This is a genomic window from Ulvibacter sp. 2210JD10-4 (assembly GCF_058148525.1).
In genome coordinates, this window is sequence record NZ_JBYVJZ010000007.1 from 75,252 (window position 1) to 92,930 (window position 17,679).

Consider the following 17,679-nt stretch of genomic DNA (forward strand, 5'->3'; position numbering starts at 1 on the left):
ATATATGCAACCATTACACATATTGCTATTAATTGCCGGATATTTTGGTATTTTACTATTTATTTCATTTTTAACGAACAAAGGAGGGAGCAATTCTGATTTTTTTAAAGCCGGAAAACAGTCCCCCTGGTATTTGGTTGCTTTTGGTATGATAGGTGCATCACTTAGCGGTGTAACCTTTATATCGGTTCCCGGTTGGGTGGAAGCATCAAAATTTAGTTACTTTCAGGTAGTATTGGGGTATACCGTGGGGTATGCAGTTATTGGAACTGTCCTAATGCCTTTGTATTATCGCCTGAACCTTACTTCAATTTACACCTATTTAGAAGGACGTTTTGGTGGGTATTCATACAAAACCGGCGCTTCATTTTTTCTTTTATCACGTATAGTAGGTGCCAGTTTTAGATTATATCTGGTGGCAATCGTACTTCAGGAACTGGTATTTAATGAAATGGGGATTCCTTTTTGGGTTACGGTAACCATTACTATCTTACTAATCTGGTTGTATACATTTAAAAGCGGTATTAAAACCATTGTCTGGACAGATACGCTCCAAACATTATTCATGTTGATCGCTGTAGGGGTTGCTATTTATTATGTATCGGAAGATCTGGGGCTTTCTGCCGGAACTGTCTTTAATTTTATTTCTGAAAGTGACCTCTCGCAAATGTTCTTTTTTGATGATTGGAAAAGCGGAGATCATTTTGTAAAACAATTTTTAAGCGGAGCCTTTATCGCTATAGTAATGACAGGGCTTGACCAGGATATGATGCAAAAAAACCTCACGTGCAGAAACTTAAAAGATGCACAAAAAAACATGTTTTGGTTTACAATTGTACTTACCATTGTAAACTTCATTTTTTTAGCATTAGGACTCTTACTTACGGTATATGCACAAAAAAATGGTATAGACGCACATAAAGATCAGTTATTCCCGACTATTGCGACCCAAAGCGGTTTAGGAATTGGAATTGGAATTTTCTTTTTATTGGGACTGATCGCTGCTGCATACTCCAGTGCCGATAGTGCTTTAACATCATTAACTACTTCATTTAGTATTGATATTCTGGATATAGAAAAAAAGTACGACGAGCAAAAACAGGTGAGAATCCGTAAAAGAATACATATCCTTATTTCAATAGTGTTAGTTCTGGTTATTATTTTATTTAAATATGTGATTGCAGATGCTTCGGTAATTGCAAAACTATTTACGTTCGCAGGTTATACATATGGTCCACTGCTGGGATTGTATGCTTACGGAATGTTCACAAAATGGAAAGTAAAGGATACTTTCGTACCGGTAGTAGCTATTATTACTCCGTTTTTGGGATATGTAATAAGCCATTTCTTAAAAGATTCATTCAATTTTGACGTAGGATTCGGGATTCTTATACTAAATGGGTTTCTAACTTTCTTTGGATTAATATTGATTCGTTCCCAAAAGCACTAGCGTACAGGCAACTTCTACTTCAATATTATTTTCTTTAAGTAGGTGGTAGAACTCCGTATTTTCGGTTCCCGGATTGAAAATGACACGCTTTGGCCTTAACGAAAGTATGTAGCTATAATATTCTTGTTGGCGCTTTGCATTTAAATATAAAGTAATGGTATCAAGTTGCTTGAAAAGTTCTTTTTCAGAAGTTATTGAAACACCTGCAACCTCACCTTCTTTCAGCCCTACTGCTACTGTGGTATGTCCTGAAGATACCAAACGATGTATAGCTAGGTTCGAGTAGCGAGACGGATTTAAACTTGCACCCAAAACGAGCGTTTTCTTCATTTTATTTTTTTTAAAACTACAATGTCTGCATGATACATTTCTTAAAACTTAGTTAAAATAGTGTTCCTATGTAACATTTTTTATTTGGCTCCGTCTATTGTATAGAAATATTTCTGTCTTTACTGTGAAAATTTTACGTTGATGGTTAGTGTTAATAATAGCAGTAAAGTTACAAGCCCGAGGTTCTAGACTTCGGGTTTGTTTTTTTTTAAATGTTAAAATTATAATTTTGTGTAACAAGAAATTTGGTGATGCGTCTTATTGTAAATGTTTGTAAATTTTAACTAAGCATAAGTTGTAATTGGGTTATGCAAGGTAGCAAGCAAAGCATCCATCAAATATTAACGAACAAACAAACTCAATCAAAAAAATGAAACATTTATTTTTACTATTTGCATTATTGGTAAGCATTTCAACTTTTGCTTTCAATGATTCTGACCCGGAAAATATTGGTAAAATTACCGGTACTGTTATTGACAAGAACTTACAAGAACCTATTCCTTATGTTACTGTAGCTATTAAAACGCTAAGCGGTGAAATCATTACCGGAGGAGTAACAGATGATAAAGGAAAATTTTCTATCGGAGACATTCCGGAAGGAAAAAGCAAGGTGTCAATTCAATTTATTGGATATGTGACCTACGAAACTGAAATTGAGATCTCCCGTAGAAACCGTACAGTCGACCTGGGCAGAATCCTACTTGAAGAAGATGTAGCTGCTCTGGATGAAGTAACCGTAATAGCAGAACGTACTACTATTCAACAAAAACTCGACAGAAAGGTGATTACCGTAGGAAAGGACCTGATTACTGCAGGGCCTACAGCTTCAGATATTATGAACAATTTACCTTCTGTGAGCATAGATCAGCAAACAGGTGATATTTCTATGCGTGGTAACGAAAATGTTCGTGTGATGGTGGATGGAAAATTGTCCAATGTACCGGTTGCACAACTATTAAAGCAAATACCATCTACCTCTATTAAACAAATAGAATTAATTACAAATCCTTCTGCTAAATACAACCCTGAAGGAATGAGTGGTATCATCAATATTATTCTACATAAAAATGTCGCTATTGGTTTTAACGGAGATGCAAGTGTAGGGCTTACCTATGAAGAACAAGCAAAGTTTAATGCTTCACTCAATGCGAACTATCGACATGGGAAATTCAACTTTTATGGGAATTTCAGTAATAATATCTCTAAGAATGAGAACTTTGGGAATGTCTTCAGGCCTGATGACAATAGCGAACAGTTCTTTACTTTTCTTGATGACGGTAAATCAAATCTCGCAAAAGTTGGATTGGACTTTTATTTGAATGAAAAAAATACACTGTCGTTTTTTACCAATCAAAATTTCTTTGATGGAGCCACAGATGGTATAACTGACATAATTTATTATGATGACCCTTCTTTGGACCAACTGCAGGAGTTTTTTAACGAAAGTGATAACAGGTCTTCACAATACAATTTCAACTATAAATTAGATTTTGCCAAAGAAGGCCATAATGTTGAATTAGAAGCAGATTACAATACATTTACAGATGATGAAGTAGCTAATTTTATGTTTGAAGGAGCTTCTATACTAGATGATTATGTAGATTTTGTAGATACGGAAAGAGACCGTTTAACATTAAATCTTGATTATGTAAATCCATTAACCGAATCTTCAAAACTTGAAGTAGGTTTGGAAGCACGATTGTTTGAAACGAACCTTGAATATATGTCTACCGGACAAACTTTTAACTCTAACGGAGAATTAACTGATACCCCGGATACAGATTTTGATTACAAAAGAGACATCTATTCGGTATATGCCATATATGGAAAGAGCTATGAAAAATGGTCCTACCAGATTGGAGCACGACTGGAAAATGTAGAAGTAAAAGCAGATACCAATACTGTTAGCTCTTTTACTAATGACTATATGCAGGTATATCCTTCAGCATATATTACATATAACCCTTCTGAAAAGAATCAGTATCAGGTAAGTTATAGCCGTCGAGTGGACAGACCGGGATTAGATCAGGTAAATCCAATTAGAGAATGGAGTACTCCATTAATCTCTGCTTTTGGAAATACACAATTGCAACCTCAGTTCACTAACTCTATAGAAGTGAACTATACCCGAGGTATGGAAAAAGGTAGTATTACTGCAGGTGTCTTCTACAGAGCAATAGAAGATGAGATAAACCGTGCATTATTTATAGACCGTACCGATATAACTAAAGTAATACTTACTTATGATAACTTTGATACCACTTCGGCTTACGGAGTTGAACTATCAAGTAATTATCGCCCAACAAAATGGTGGAGTATTAATGCCAGTTTCGACCTGTATAACCAAACACAAAAAGGAATTGCAGAAACTTTAGCAGATGTTGAGAATCCAACAACTGACGATATTGTTATAAATACCTTTGAAGTAGATAATGTTGCGTGGAACCTTAGAATGTTTAACAATTTTAGAGTTACTAAAGCATTATCGTTATCGGCATTTGGATTTTACAGAGGGCAAGCAAGAACCTTACAGTTTACGGTAGACCCAATGTACTTTGTAAATGTTGGTGCACGTTACAGTCTGTGGCAAGGACAAGGTACCTTTAGTGTAAATTACAGTGATATTTTTGATACCATGAAATTTGGATTTGAAGGTGAACTGCCATACGTTCAAACGGGTGCCTTTAACTGGGAAAGTAATACGATCTATGTAGGGTTATCTTACCGCTTTGGTGGTGGTAAATACAGAGCTAAATCCAGAAAACAAAGAGATGACAGAGAAAAAGAAGGTAGTGGCGGAATCTTTTAAAATGTTATTATTACGTTAAATTATATAGTCTAGTGCAACATTTTACAAAATTTTAAGTCTATATAATACGTACCTAATGTCTCTTTTATAATTTATTTGAATTAGCCGTTCTAAAAATTAAACTTATTAGGTATAAAAAAAGCCTTCTGAAATTTCAGAAGGCTTTTACTTTTAAATAGTTTTTACCAGCGAATAATTACACTTCCCCAGGTAAAGCCACTGCCAAAAGCAGCTAAAACAATCAGGTCGCCTTCTTTTATTTTTCCCTGTTCCCAAGCTTCAGTTAATGCAATAGGGATAGATGCCGCTGTTGTGTTACCATACTTCTGAATATTGTTAAAAACCTTATCGTCCGCTAGCCTGAATTTTTTCTGAATGAATTGAGAAATACGTAAATTGGCCTGATGCGGTATCAACATATCAATATCATCCACTGAAAGCTTATTAGCCTCTAGACCTTCGTTAATAACTTCAGCAAAGCGTACTACAGCATGTTTAAAGACAAAAGTGCCATTCATATATGGATAATACGGTATATTTTCCTGCGGATCTTCTTTTATAATTTGTGGAACCCAATAGTTAGTACTCGGGCCTTGCAACGCTAATTCATCTTTGTGCTTTCCTTCACTATGCAAATGTGTAGACAGGATTCCTCCTTTACCGGAATCATTTCGGGAAACTACAGCAGCCCCCGCTCCATCTCCGAAAATCACCGACACACCTCTTCCCCGCGTAGTAAAATCAAGACCTCCACTATGATTTTCACTTCCAATTACCAATACATTCCTGTACATGCCGGTTTTTATAAATTGATCTGCCACAGAAATTCCATAAACAAATCCACTACACTGATTTCTAACATCCAGTGCCGGAATCGTCCGCATTCCCATAAGTTCCTGAACCTGTACCCCGCCTCCGGGAAAATACATATCCGGACTCAAAGTGGCAAATACGATCATATCAATATCATCCGGTTGCAATCCTGCTCTTTCCAAGGCAATAATTGAAGCTTTTACTGCCATTACCGAAGTTGAATTACCATCTCCCTTTTTAATATGTCGCCGTTCCTTAATACCTGTACGTTCTTGTATCCAGACATCGTTAGTATCCATAAGTTTGGAAAGGTCATCGTTTGTAACCACATTTTCGGGCACATAAGAACCTAAACCTGTAATTTTTGACATATACATATATGTGAATTTAAAGCGAAGGGAAAGGTAACCAATCCTTAGGAATGGAGAAAATTTTTAAATCCATATAATTTCAGAATTGCTAAAAACAGCAAGGGTGCGAAGAACGCACCCCTACCATAACAAACTAACTCATAAAATAATAGAGAAAAAATTTACTTTTTCATAGCATATTAATTATCCCATGATCCTTGATGTAAATATATAAATTTTGTTTAATAAAAAATCATAATATTTAAACAAAATATGTTAAAGTTTTAATAAAATGACAAGGTGTCAGCAAAACATTAAATGGTATTCTATTTGACTGGTACTATTCAGAAATTAAAAAATTAAACCAAACATACCATGAGTAAAGGAACTATAAACGTAGCAGTAGAGAATATCTTTCCACTTATTAAAAAGTTTTTGTACAGTGATCATGAGATTTTTTTACGGGAGTTAATATCTAATGCCACCGATGCAACCCTTAAACTGAAACACCTTTCGGGAATTGGTGAAGCCAAAGTTGAATATGGCAATCCAATGATAGAAGTGAAAGTAGACAAAGAGAAGAAACAACTTCATATTATCGATCAGGGTATTGGAATGACCCGGGAAGAAGTAGAGAAATACATCAACGAGATCGCTTTCTCGGGTGCTGAGGAATTTCTTGAAAAATATAAAGACAAAAACGGTGAAGATGCAGGCATTATAGGACATTTTGGACTTGGTTTCTATTCTGCTTTTATGGTTGCAGACAAAGTAGAGATCATTACCAAAAGCTACAAGGATGAGCCGGCTGCTCACTGGACCTGCGATGGTTCTCCCGAGTACACGATCAAAAAAGGAAAAAGGTCTGAGAGAGGGACAGAGATCATTTTACATATAGCCGAAGATTCTACAGAATTTTTAGAAGAATCCCGTATCTCCGAACTACTGGTAAAATACAATAAGTTTATGCCTATTCCAATTAAGTTTGGAACCAAAACCGAAACACTTCCGAAACCTGAAGATGCCAAGGAAGACGATCCGGCACCTACAAAAGAAGTGGACAATTTTGTCAATAACCCCAATCCTGCATGGACCAAACAGCCTACCGACCTGGAAGATGAGGATTATAAGAAATTCTACAGAGAGCTCTATCCTATGCAGTTTGAAGAGCCTCTTTTTAATATTCATTTAAATGTTGACTATCCATTCAATCTAACCGGAATATTATACTTCCCGAAGATGACGAATGATGTAAATGTTCAAAAAGACAAAATACAACTATATCAAAATCAGGTATTTGTAACTGACAATGTAGAAGGAATCGTTCCTGAATTTTTAACAATGCTTCGAGGGGTGATCGATAGCCCGGATATTCCTTTAAATGTTTCCAGAAGTTATTTGCAAGCAGATGGAGCCGTGAAGAAAATCTCCAGTTATATTACTCGTAAAGTTGCAGATAAACTAAAAAGTTTATTCAATAACAACCGTGAGGATTTTGAACAAAAATGGAACGATATCAAGATCGTCATCGAATACGGAATGTTGACCGAAGAAAAATTCTTTGAAAAGGCGCAGGATTTCGCACTGTACCCAACAGTAGATGGAACCTACTTAACCCTGGAAGAATTAAAAGAAAAAATTAAAGACGCACAAACCGATAAAGATGACAAATTGATCGTACTGTATGCTTCTAATGAAGAGGAGCAACACGCATATATTGAAGCGGCTAAAGAAAAGGGGTATGAAGTATTGTTGCTGGACTCCCCTATCATTTCACATTTGCTTCAGAAACTGGAATCTACCAATGAAAAATTGTCTTTTGTACGTGTTGACAGTGATCATATTGACAATTTGATCAAAAAGGACGATGAAGCAATTTCAAAACTTTCCGAAGAAGAAAAAGAAACTTTAAAGACCTTTCTAACAGAAGTAATTCCTGCCGAAAAATTCTCTGTCCAAATGGAAGCTATGGACAGCAAAGCCAATCCTTTTATCATTACCGAACCTGAATTTATGCGCCGTATGAAAGAGATGCAGCAAAGCGGTGGCGGCGGAATGTTTGGAATGGGCAATATGCCGGATATGTATAATCTGGTAGTGAACACAAATCACGAATTGGTAAGTGAAATTTTAAACACCAAAACCAAAAAGAAAAAGGAACGTTTGGTCAATCAGGCACTCGACCTGGCAAAACTGAGTAAAAATTTATTAAAAGGTGAAGAAATGACAGCCTTTATAAAACGCAGTTATGAGATGATCAAATAATCGTTTTTCATAAAACAGCTTGTAAAAACCGCTTTCAAAATAAATTGACAGCGGTTTTTTTTATGATAACTAAAAAATGCCTTTAGTTAATTACATGTTTAATTTATTTGAAAAAAAAACATGTTTTCTTATGATTTTAAACTGGTAATATGTTCTGGAAGAATAGGCCTTACCTCTTTTAATTGCATGCATTTTATCTGAAAAAACGGCAATAGAAAGATTTTTTTTTCATTGAATTGCTATTTTATGTTTTTTTTTTTGCAGTACTGATAATTTGTGCTACTTTTAAAACATTAACTTTAAACTAATATTAAATTTAAAATTTATGAAAAAAATTACTCTAATTTTTATGGCATTGATCGCTACTACATTTATGTGGCAATCAAGTGCACAAGTCACCGCGACAGGCAGTAACAATACTGTTGTGGCGATGCCGGATGATGACCCGGTGGGTATTTCTTCCCTGGTAAATATTGCCGGTATTCCTGCAGGATCGGTTCTTGCTGATATTGAAGTGGATATGGCAATTAACCATACTTGGGCCGGAGATATGGAAATTACACTAACAGGACCCGGTGGAGAAAGCATTGTTTTAGTGACCAGACCTGGTACAGGAGTACCTCCTGGCGCAGGTGACAGTAGTGATCTCTCAAGTGCCTTTCCTATAACATTTACAGATGCTGCTACTGTAAATGCTGAAGATATGGGAAGTGGCATAGGTAACTTTGAAGTTATTTGTGAAGATGACTCTATTTGTGACTATAAACCAAACTCCGGTGTTGCTCCTGATACTTTTGCAGATATGGTAGCTGCCATTAATGCAGGTAGTTTGACACTTAATGGTGACTGGGATATTCATGTATCTGATAATGCCGGAGGTGACTTTGGAGATTTTGCAATACCAGAACTTCGTATTACACATTATATTGGAAATCCTCCAGTTATTGTTTGTCCTGGTGATATCGTGGCAAACACAGATCCCGGAGCTTGTGGTGCTATTGTAAATTATACAGATGCTATCGCAATAGATGTTGAAGATGGAATTCTTGCTACTACACAAACTTCTGGCCCATTGGTAAGTGGAGATGAGTTTCCTGTAGGAGATACTGTTGTAACATACGAGGTTACAGATAGTGACGGAAATACCGTTACCTGTTCCTTTACTGTAACAGTAAATGACAACGAGCCGGCTGTTATTACTTGTCCGGACAATATCACTGTAGACAATGATCCTGGTGTTTGTGGAGCGGTAGTTAACTATCCGGACCCACTGGTAGTGGACAACTGTTTCACAGGTGGTGGTCTGGTTACCGGTACATATGATCAAACGATCACTATTACTAACCCGGCTTTATTATCTGTTAACACTTTCAACTTTGCAGGTGCTGTAGTAGGTGCTTCCGCAGATGCTACTCTTGAAGTAAGAACCTTTGGAGATATTGATGGAACCGGCGCAAACGAAGAAGCCTGGACCATCGATGATGAGGATTCAAATAATGTTGGTTTAATCGGTGCAACCGGAGACTTTGGAGATCAGTGTAATACTACTCTTTTAGAAACGTTTACCATTCCTGCCGCTTTAATAGATACTTGGGCAGCAGATGGTCAAATCGACTTTACAGGAAGTGACCTTGCCGGAAATGTAAACCTTACCCTTTGTGGTGGTGATTTCTTAGAGTTACGACTTGTGTACGATTGGGCTATTGCAGGACCTCCTGTAACTTACAATGTGCTTTCAGGATTACCTAGCGGTAGTGTATTCCCTGTAGGTACTACTGTAAATGAATTAGAATATGTAGATATTGGAGGAAACTCTGTTACATGTACTTTCGAAGTAACTGTAAACGATATTGAAGCTCCTGTTATTGCATGTGCCGGAGAACCAGCTACACTTACAGGTTCAGGTTCAGACAGCCCAGCCTTGGCGCTTCCTGACAATGACCCGGCAGGTATCTCTACTACTTTAACAGTAACGGATGACTTTACAATTACCGACTTAAATGTCGATCTTGATATATCTCATACATGGGTAGGAGACCTTATTGTAACCATAGAATCTCCTGCGGGTACCACAGCAGTTATTGTGGACCAACCTGGATTCCCTGCTGTGAATTTTGGATGTGATGGAGATGATATTGTAGCTTCTCTTGATGATGAGGCCGCAAGCCCTGTTGAAGACGAATGTGCTGGTGGCGTACCAACGATCAATGGTTCCTTTACTCCTAACAACCCTCTTTCTGTCTTTGACGGAGAAAGCACAATGGGAGATTGGATACTAACTGTATCTGATAATGCACTTGGTGACTTTGGAACCATCAATACATGGGGTATTACTTATGAATATGACGCTCCTATCGTTCCATTTGATGTGATCTTAGACGCTAACGGTATGGCATCGATCCTTGCAAGTGACTTGATCTTGAGTGCTACAGACAATTGTGGTGCTGTAGTAGTTACTACTGCAGGTACACCTCCTGTTCCAGGATCATTATCAACTATATTTGGTTCTGATAACGGTGGTGATCCGGGAGGAACTGTTTACTTTGATATAACCGTTGGACCAGAGAATGTCAATATCAGTGATATGGATATTAATACTCCTGATGGAGGTGCTCTTACTATGGATATCTATACCTTAGTAGGCTCTTATGTAGGTAATGAAAATAATGCTGCTGCTTGGGGAGCTCCTGTAGCAAGTGCTGCTGGAACCGGGGCAGGTATAGATGTGCCAACTAATATGGTTCTAGGTACTCCACTTGTACTAAATGCAAATACCTCGTATGGTATGGCAATAGTTTTAGATGGAGGTCACTCACATCGCTATACCAATGGTGATGGTACAAATGAGAACTATTCTAACGCTGATCTTACTGTACAATTAGGAGCAGCTACTAACGTTCCTTTTACTGGAGATATATTTAGTCCTCGTGTATTCAATGGTACCTTTAATTATACTACGGGAACACCACCAAACCTAATGGTAGACTTCGATTGTTCACAATTAGGGGAGACCCTTGTAGACATTATGGTAACTGATACAAGTGGAAACTCTTCTTTCTGTACAGCTACTGTTAATGTAATTGACGATACAGATCCAATATTAGTATGTTGGGATGTAACACTTGAATTAGGACCAGACGGAACATTGGATGTAGAGCCAGATGCTCTATTAGCTATTACAGATGCTGTATATGATGTATTAGTAATAGGAAGTGATAACGGATCTGGTAATGAAGGTTTCACAGACTTCACTGTAGCCATTACCGAAGCAGCTGCGATATCCTTCGATTGGGATTATACATTAAATGACGCACCAGGGTTTGATAGCTTTGGATATTTGTTGAATGGTGTATATACACAACTTACAGATCCTGGACTAGGAAACCAAAGTGGTAGTGCTAATGTAGCAGTAGTTCCTGGTGATGTTTTTGGATTCCGTTCACAAACCGATGATAACTTGTTTGGAGATAACGAGACTATTATCTCTAACTTCTTGCCTGGTTTTGAAGGACAGTTTGACCAAGCTAACTGGAATCTTACTTTAACCGATTCAAATGGAGATGCTTTCTTTGTGGAAGTAATTCCTGCAGGGCCACTATCATTTGATGCTTGTGGTATCACTGTATTGGCTGTAGATGTTACAGAAGTTACATGTGCAGACATAGGAACTCCAATCACGGCTACTGTATTTGCAAGTGACGCAAGTGGAAACATTGCTTCTTGTACTTCAGTAATTACCGTAGTAGACCTTCTGGGACCAGAACTTACTTGTCCTCCGGATCAAACTGTAGATCCAGGACCAGGAAACTTGTTCTATACCGTACCGGATTACTTCGCTACAGGTGAAGCTACTGCAGAAGATAACTGTACAGACCCTGTAACAATTACTTCTCAGGATCCTGTGGCAGGTACTCAGTTACCTGACGGTACTTACACAGTTACCTGTACTGCAGAAGATGAGTATGGTAATGTATCTACTTGTACTTTCGAGCTTACAGTAGAAACTATATTAGGAGTGGATGACAATGCATTAGATGTTGCTATAGCATTATATCCAAACCCGGCTCAAAGTCAGGTAACTCTTTCTAACAGCTCTAATATCTTGCTTGACAAAGCAGCGATATTTGATGTGAATGGAAAAATGGTCATGGATATCAACTTGCAGGGTATGCAAAGTGAGAAAGTGATTGATATTTCTTCATTGGCATCCGGAGTGTATATGGTTCAGATATCAGGTGAGCAGGCTAGCGTTGTAAAACGTCTCATTAAAGAGTAAGCACTCACACTGGTAAACAAATACCAACCAAAAACAAAACCCCCTTCACGATCGTGAAGGGGGTTTTAATTTTTTAAGAACTCTTTATAGGTTATCCCTACTACGTAGAATTACGTAATTTTTGAAATTACGTATTTATACTGATACCGTATAGCTTTTATTCACAGTACATTAGTAACATAAATTAACTATTAAAAAACATATTATGTATACTCTAAACGTAGAAAATAATTACATCTGGCAAATTACAGCAGATAATGGAGCTGTAAAGATTCCTGAAAGAGGCGGGTCGCATTCATTCGAAAAAGAAGGAAATGTTTATTTCGATATTCCGGGAATGGGGCAAATGGCCTTTATTGACCTTGGTGACAAAAAGCTGCCGGGCTATCCTGAAGTAAAAGAAACATGGGGAGTTCTAATTAGATCTAATACAACTGAAGGCTATTACAGATATGAAGGAGGTGGAAACCTAACGATCTCTTTTGACGCATATGGAACAGCTACATTAAGTACCACTAATGGGACATTGATACCAATTACATTAGAAGAACTTGTTGTAGAAGTACACGACATAAAAAAATAAATATAAACTTTAAAAACAAAATATTATGGAACCATTATTTATAGGGGAAATTATTATGTTTGGAGGCAATTTTGCTCCTAGAGGTTGGGCGTTTTGTAATGGACAGTTATTGCCTATTTCATCAAATACTGCCCTATTTTCAATATTAGGCACCACCTACGGAGGTGATGGAAGAACCACTTTTGCCTTACCCGATTTAAGAGGACGTGCTGCCATTCACCCAGGACATGGTCCAGGCCTGTCAAACTACGACTTAGGTCAGAAAGGAGGATCTGAAACAAACACGATTACTGTAAATCAGCTACCTTCTCACCATCATGCTATTAATGCTAAAGAAGAAGCTAATGCAGCGGATCCCAGCGGGAATTTTATTGCGGGAACCGGGGGAGATGCTTTTGGCACTACCGCAGACAGAACCATGAACGCCAATTCTACAGCAAATACAGGTGGAGGGCAATCAGTAAATAATATACAGCCGTACGAATGCGTAAACTTTATTATTGCTTTGTTAGGACCATATCCCAGCAGAAACTAAAAATCATTAATTAATTTTTTAAACTCAATCATTATGGAACCATTTATAGGACAAGTTATGGCATTTGGAGGCAATTTTGCCCCAAGAGGCTGGGCTTTATGTGACGGACAGTTACTCGCTATTTCACAAAACGACGCCTTATTTTCAATTTTAGGAACTACTTACGGCGGTGATGGAAGAACAACTTTCGCATTACCGGATTTAAGAGGGCGCGTAACACTACAACAAGGTAATGGCCCTGGGTTAACTCCAAGAAACTTAGGTGCAAAAGGAGGTAGTGAAACTAACACCATCACTACAAACCAACTACCCGCTCACAATCATACCATAAATGCAAAGGAAGAAGCCAATGCGGCCGATCCTAGTGGAAACTTTGTTGCGGGAACCGGATTAGATGCTTTTGGTACTACTGCAGACATACAAATGAATGCGAATTCTACTACTAATACAGGTGGAGGACAACCTGTGAATAACATAGAGCCCTTCGAATGTGTAAACTACATCATTGCATTGGTAGGAGTTTACCCAAGTAGAAACTAGTTTAACTAACAATTCAAAAAAATAAATTTAAGATATTATGGAACCATTTTTAGCAGAAATAATTATGTTCGCGGGTAATTTCGCCCCTAGAGGCTGGGCCTTTTGTCATGGTCAAATATTACCCATAAATCAAAATCAATCCTTATATTCACTATTAGGCACTACTTATGGTGGCGACGGAAGGACAACATTCGCCCTACCTGATCTTCGTGGTCGTGTGCCAATTCACCCAGGGCAAGGTCCCGGTTTGTCTAATTATGATTTAGGACAAAAAGGAGGAAGTGAAACCAATACACTTACCGTAAATCAGATTCCAACGCACAATCATGTCATAAATGCAAAAGAAGAAGCCAATGCGGCCGATCCTAGCGGAAGTTTCATTGCAGGAACCGGAGGAGATGCCTTTGGCACTACCACAGATAGACAAATGAACGCCAACTCTACTGCAAACACAGGAGGTGGGCAAGCTGTAAATAACATGCAGCCTTTCAATTGTCTTAATTATATTATTGCATTACAGGGAACGTTCCCAAGCCGTAATTAAATATAGTATTTACTTCGGAAAGATTGCAGATGTATAAAAACTCCACAAATGAGACATACCCAATTTCGTTCGAAGCATAGAAAATATACGTACAAACCCGTATTTATAAAATCAGTCATCCTTGTAATGAATCTGTTGAATGTGTTTTCTTTTTAGAAAAAAGTATATCCCCGCCATAAAAAATTAAATTTAAAGATTTAAAGATCATGAAAAAAATTACATTATTGTTAGCAGTTTTTTTTGCTTGTTTCTATGGAAATGCACAAACAGTACTTACCGCTGGAGATATTGCCTTCCTTGGAGCCAATTCTGACGGAGTTACGGATGCCGATGACAATTTTGCATTTGTACTACTTGTAGATATTGATGCCGCTACTCAGATCATTTTTACAGATCGTGGATGGAACGATGTGGGCGGTTTCTTTTCAGACCCCGGTGATGGCTCCTTTACATGGACCTCGGGAGTTAATAGATCTGCAGGAGATATTATTGTTCTAAATTTTTCAACGCTATCTCCTGGATCAGCTAGTTTTAGCTTCTTTGGGGACCAAATCTTTGCTATTCAAGGAAGTCTTGCCGCACCTGTCTTTATTGCGGGATTGACTTTCAACAATACAGCTGGTGCTAATGACGCTAACTGGGATGGAGCAGCTACTAGCAACTCTACTTCTGCCAGACCTAATGCGTTAACAGGAAATACAGCAATGCGAATTATAGACGCTGGTGGAGGAGAATATGACAACTTCCAATTTAGTTGTACGCTGGCAGGGGTAAATCCGGTTTCAGGTACACCCGATGCCATACGTACCATCCTTCATGATCGTACCAATTATAACGGAAATACAAGTACAGTCTTTAATCCAGTAGTCCAAGCGGGCTGTACGGTTACTGTTATGGCTGCTGCCGATACCACCCCCCCGATAATCACTTGTGCTCCAACGCCAGGGCCTATTACAGCAGGAATTAACGGTATGGCAGCTATACCGGATTTGGTAACAGGAAGTTCTGCTACAGATGACGTATCAATTCCCGCTAATATAACGATTACACAGTCACCAACAGCAGGCACCATGCAAGGTGTTGGGGTTCACGCAGTAACCGTAACAGCTACGGATGAAGCAGGTAATATGGCGAGTTGTAATATTAATGTGACTATTGTAGAGCCACCTTCTACTGTTTTAGCAGCCGGAGATATTGCTTTCTTAGGATTTAACCTGGATGGCTCTCAATCTTTTGCTTTTCTAATTCTTCGTGATATCATAGCCGGAACCAATATTAAGTTTACCGACTGTGGTGTAAACAATCCAAATACGATTAATTGTGTAGGTGGTGATAGTAGCAATACCTGGTATTCACCTTCGGCTATGACGGCCGGCTCTGTAGTTACTCTTCCTGGAAGTTTTTTAGGGTCTTTAGCCATTCAGGGAGATCAAATTTTTGCTTATCAGGGAACCATGGCCTCTCCAATTTTCCTTACAGGAATACATTCTAATATTGAAGGAGGGACCAATGATACCGATTGGGATGGCGCAGCCACTAATAACGACGAATCAGCCCTTCCAGACCAACTGATGAATGGAGTCAATGCCCTTCGCGTCCACGATGCAAATACCGAAATAGACAACTGGCAATTTGATTGTTCGCTGGTTCCGGGTGGAGCTCCACTTACGGGAACGCCGGCTAATATTGCCGCCCAAATAAACAATCTGGCTTATTGGGTCAATAGAAATGATCCCGAATACGTACCCACAGTAAATACCAACTGTTCGTTTAGTGTCGTGATTTCTTCAGATACGACACCTCCAGTAATCTCTGATTGTGGTCCAACACCTCCGGATATTACTGCCGATGTGTTAGGAAATGCGACCATGCCTGATCTAACTGGATCGGTAGTTGCTACCGATGATGTAACTGCCGTAGGCAATCTAGTTATCTCACAATCTCCAGCCGCCGGCACCACCATAACAGCAGGTGTTACCGCTGTAACCTTATTCGTTTCAGATGAAGCGGGTAATACGGCGACCTGTATGATCAATGTGACCGTTGTGAATATTGTTGCAACAACATTAGCCGCAGGAGATATTGCCTTCGTAGGTGTCAACCATGACGGCTCTGATGATTTTGCCTTTATCTTATTACGTCCTATTTTAGCAGGTACCATGATCACTTTTACCGATTGCGGAGTAACTAATCCAAATACAATATCATGTTTCGGGGTGAATGATTCAACCAACACTTGGTTCTCTCCCACCGATATGCCAGCCGGTAGTGTCATTACCTTAAGCGGCACTTTCCTGACCTCGTTAGGAAACATTGGAGATCAAATATTTGCTTACCAAGGCCCGGCTGCAAGCCCTACCTTTATTGCGGGGGTTCATACCTCAGTAATTGGAGGTACAAATGATGCCGATTGGGATGGATCCAATATAGATGGAGCTACTTCTGCCCTCCCCGATCAACTGACCAATGGAGTAAACGCCATTCGTCTGCACAACCTTAATACAGAAGCCGATAACTGGCAGTTTGATTGTACTTTGGTTCCAGGTGGATTACCCATCTCAGGGACACCGGCACAAGTTGCGGCTATTATAAACGATTTACAATATTGGGTGTTTAACGACCTCACACCATATAACCCGGTTGCTTTGGCTACTTGTACCTATAATCTGGATACTGTACCCCCGGTTGCTGTTTGCCAAGACATTACAGTACAACTGGATGCAGCTGGAAATGCGACCATAACAGGCTCAGATGTAGATGGAGGCTCTACCGATAATGTAGGTATTGCTTCATTGTCTGTAGCACCAGATACTTTTGACTGTACAGATGTTGGGACACCCGTAACAGTTACTTTAACAGTCGCTGATGCCGCAGGTAATACAGATACCTGTACTGCTACAGTTACCGTGGAAGACAATGTGGCACCAACAGCACTATGCCAAGATATCACTGTACAATTGGATGCAACAGGAAATGCTTCTATTACAGCAGCAGATGTAGATAACGGATCGAATGATGCCTGTGGAATTGCCTCTTTGGCGGTATCTCCTAGTACATTTGACTGTAGCGACGTAGGAGCCAATACGGCAACCCTTACTGTAACAGACAACAACGGAAATACTTCTACCTGTACTGCAACAGTAACTGTGGAAGACAATGTGGCACCAACAGCACTATGCCAGGA

The 17,679-nt window shown here is 38.8% G+C and carries 11 protein-coding genes; 9 read left to right on the top strand and 2 right to left on the bottom strand.

The genetic code is table 11. The features are described 5' to 3' along the window. The first annotated feature begins 4 nt into the window (after positions 1-4). Positions 5-1,450 (top strand): sodium:solute symporter, encoded by a 1,446-nt coding sequence (locus tag ACY2RT_RS14750; RefSeq protein WP_490156694.1) that lies wholly within the window; start codon positions 5-7, stop codon positions 1,448-1,450. Here ACY2RT_RS14750 and ACY2RT_RS14755 read toward each other — a convergent pair. Then, positions 1,421-1,780 carry a CoA-binding protein gene (locus tag ACY2RT_RS14755; RefSeq protein WP_490156695.1) on the bottom strand — a complete coding sequence of 120 codons (360 nt, stop codon included), beginning with the start codon at positions 1,778-1,780 and terminating at the stop codon, positions 1,421-1,423. The two genes, ACY2RT_RS14750 and ACY2RT_RS14755, sit on opposite strands and share 30 nt — an antisense overlap. 370 nt (positions 1,781-2,150) lie before the next feature. On the opposite strand from ACY2RT_RS14755, the gene ACY2RT_RS14760 reads away from it, so the two are divergent. Then, a complete protein-coding gene (locus ACY2RT_RS14760) occupies positions 2,151-4,589 on the top strand; it encodes a TonB-dependent receptor (protein ID WP_490156696.1) in 2,439 nt (812 codons plus the stop codon). A gap of 182 nt (positions 4,590-4,771) precedes the next feature. On the opposite strand, the gene ACY2RT_RS14765 is transcribed toward ACY2RT_RS14760, so the two are convergent. Next, the gene (locus ACY2RT_RS14765) at positions 4,772-5,779 is read right to left on the bottom strand and encodes a 3-oxoacyl-ACP synthase III family protein (RefSeq protein ID WP_490156697.1); all 1,008 of its coding nucleotides are present in this window, start codon (positions 5,777-5,779) and stop codon (positions 4,772-4,774) included. Between the two features lie 348 nt (positions 5,780-6,127). Between ACY2RT_RS14765 and htpG the strand changes: the two genes are divergently transcribed. The 7 genes from htpG to ACY2RT_RS14800 all read left to right on the top strand — a co-directional run. Further along, entirely contained in the window at positions 6,128-8,017 is a 1,890-nt protein-coding gene (htpG, locus tag ACY2RT_RS14770; protein ID WP_490156698.1) for a molecular chaperone HtpG, read from the top strand. 325 nt (positions 8,018-8,342) lie between these two features. Beyond that, positions 8,343-12,293 carry an HYR domain-containing protein gene (locus ACY2RT_RS14775; RefSeq protein WP_490156699.1) on the top strand — a complete coding sequence of 1,317 codons (3,951 nt, stop codon included), beginning with the start codon at positions 8,343-8,345 and terminating at the stop codon, positions 12,291-12,293. Between the two features lie 205 nt (positions 12,294-12,498). Further along, complete coding sequence (locus tag ACY2RT_RS14780) at positions 12,499-12,876, top strand: hypothetical protein (protein WP_490156700.1); 378 nt, start codon at positions 12,499-12,501, stop codon at positions 12,874-12,876. Between the two features lie 25 nt (positions 12,877-12,901). Then, positions 12,902-13,411, top strand: coding sequence for a phage tail protein (locus tag ACY2RT_RS14785; protein WP_490156701.1), 510 nt, complete (start codon positions 12,902-12,904; stop codon positions 13,409-13,411). A 33-nt stretch (positions 13,412-13,444) separates the two neighbouring features. Beyond that, a complete protein-coding gene (locus tag ACY2RT_RS14790; RefSeq protein WP_490156702.1) occupies positions 13,445-13,951 on the top strand; it encodes a phage tail protein in 507 nt (168 codons plus the stop codon). Positions 13,952-13,988: 37 nt separating this feature from the next. Beyond that, on the top strand, positions 13,989-14,495 hold the full coding sequence (locus ACY2RT_RS14795; RefSeq protein WP_490156703.1) for a phage tail protein: 507 nt from the start codon (positions 13,989-13,991) through the stop codon (positions 14,493-14,495). A 206-nt stretch (positions 14,496-14,701) separates the two neighbouring features. Next, a partial coding sequence (locus tag ACY2RT_RS14800; protein WP_490156704.1) for an HYR domain-containing protein occupies positions 14,702-17,679 on the top strand: 2,978 nt, incomplete at its 3' end.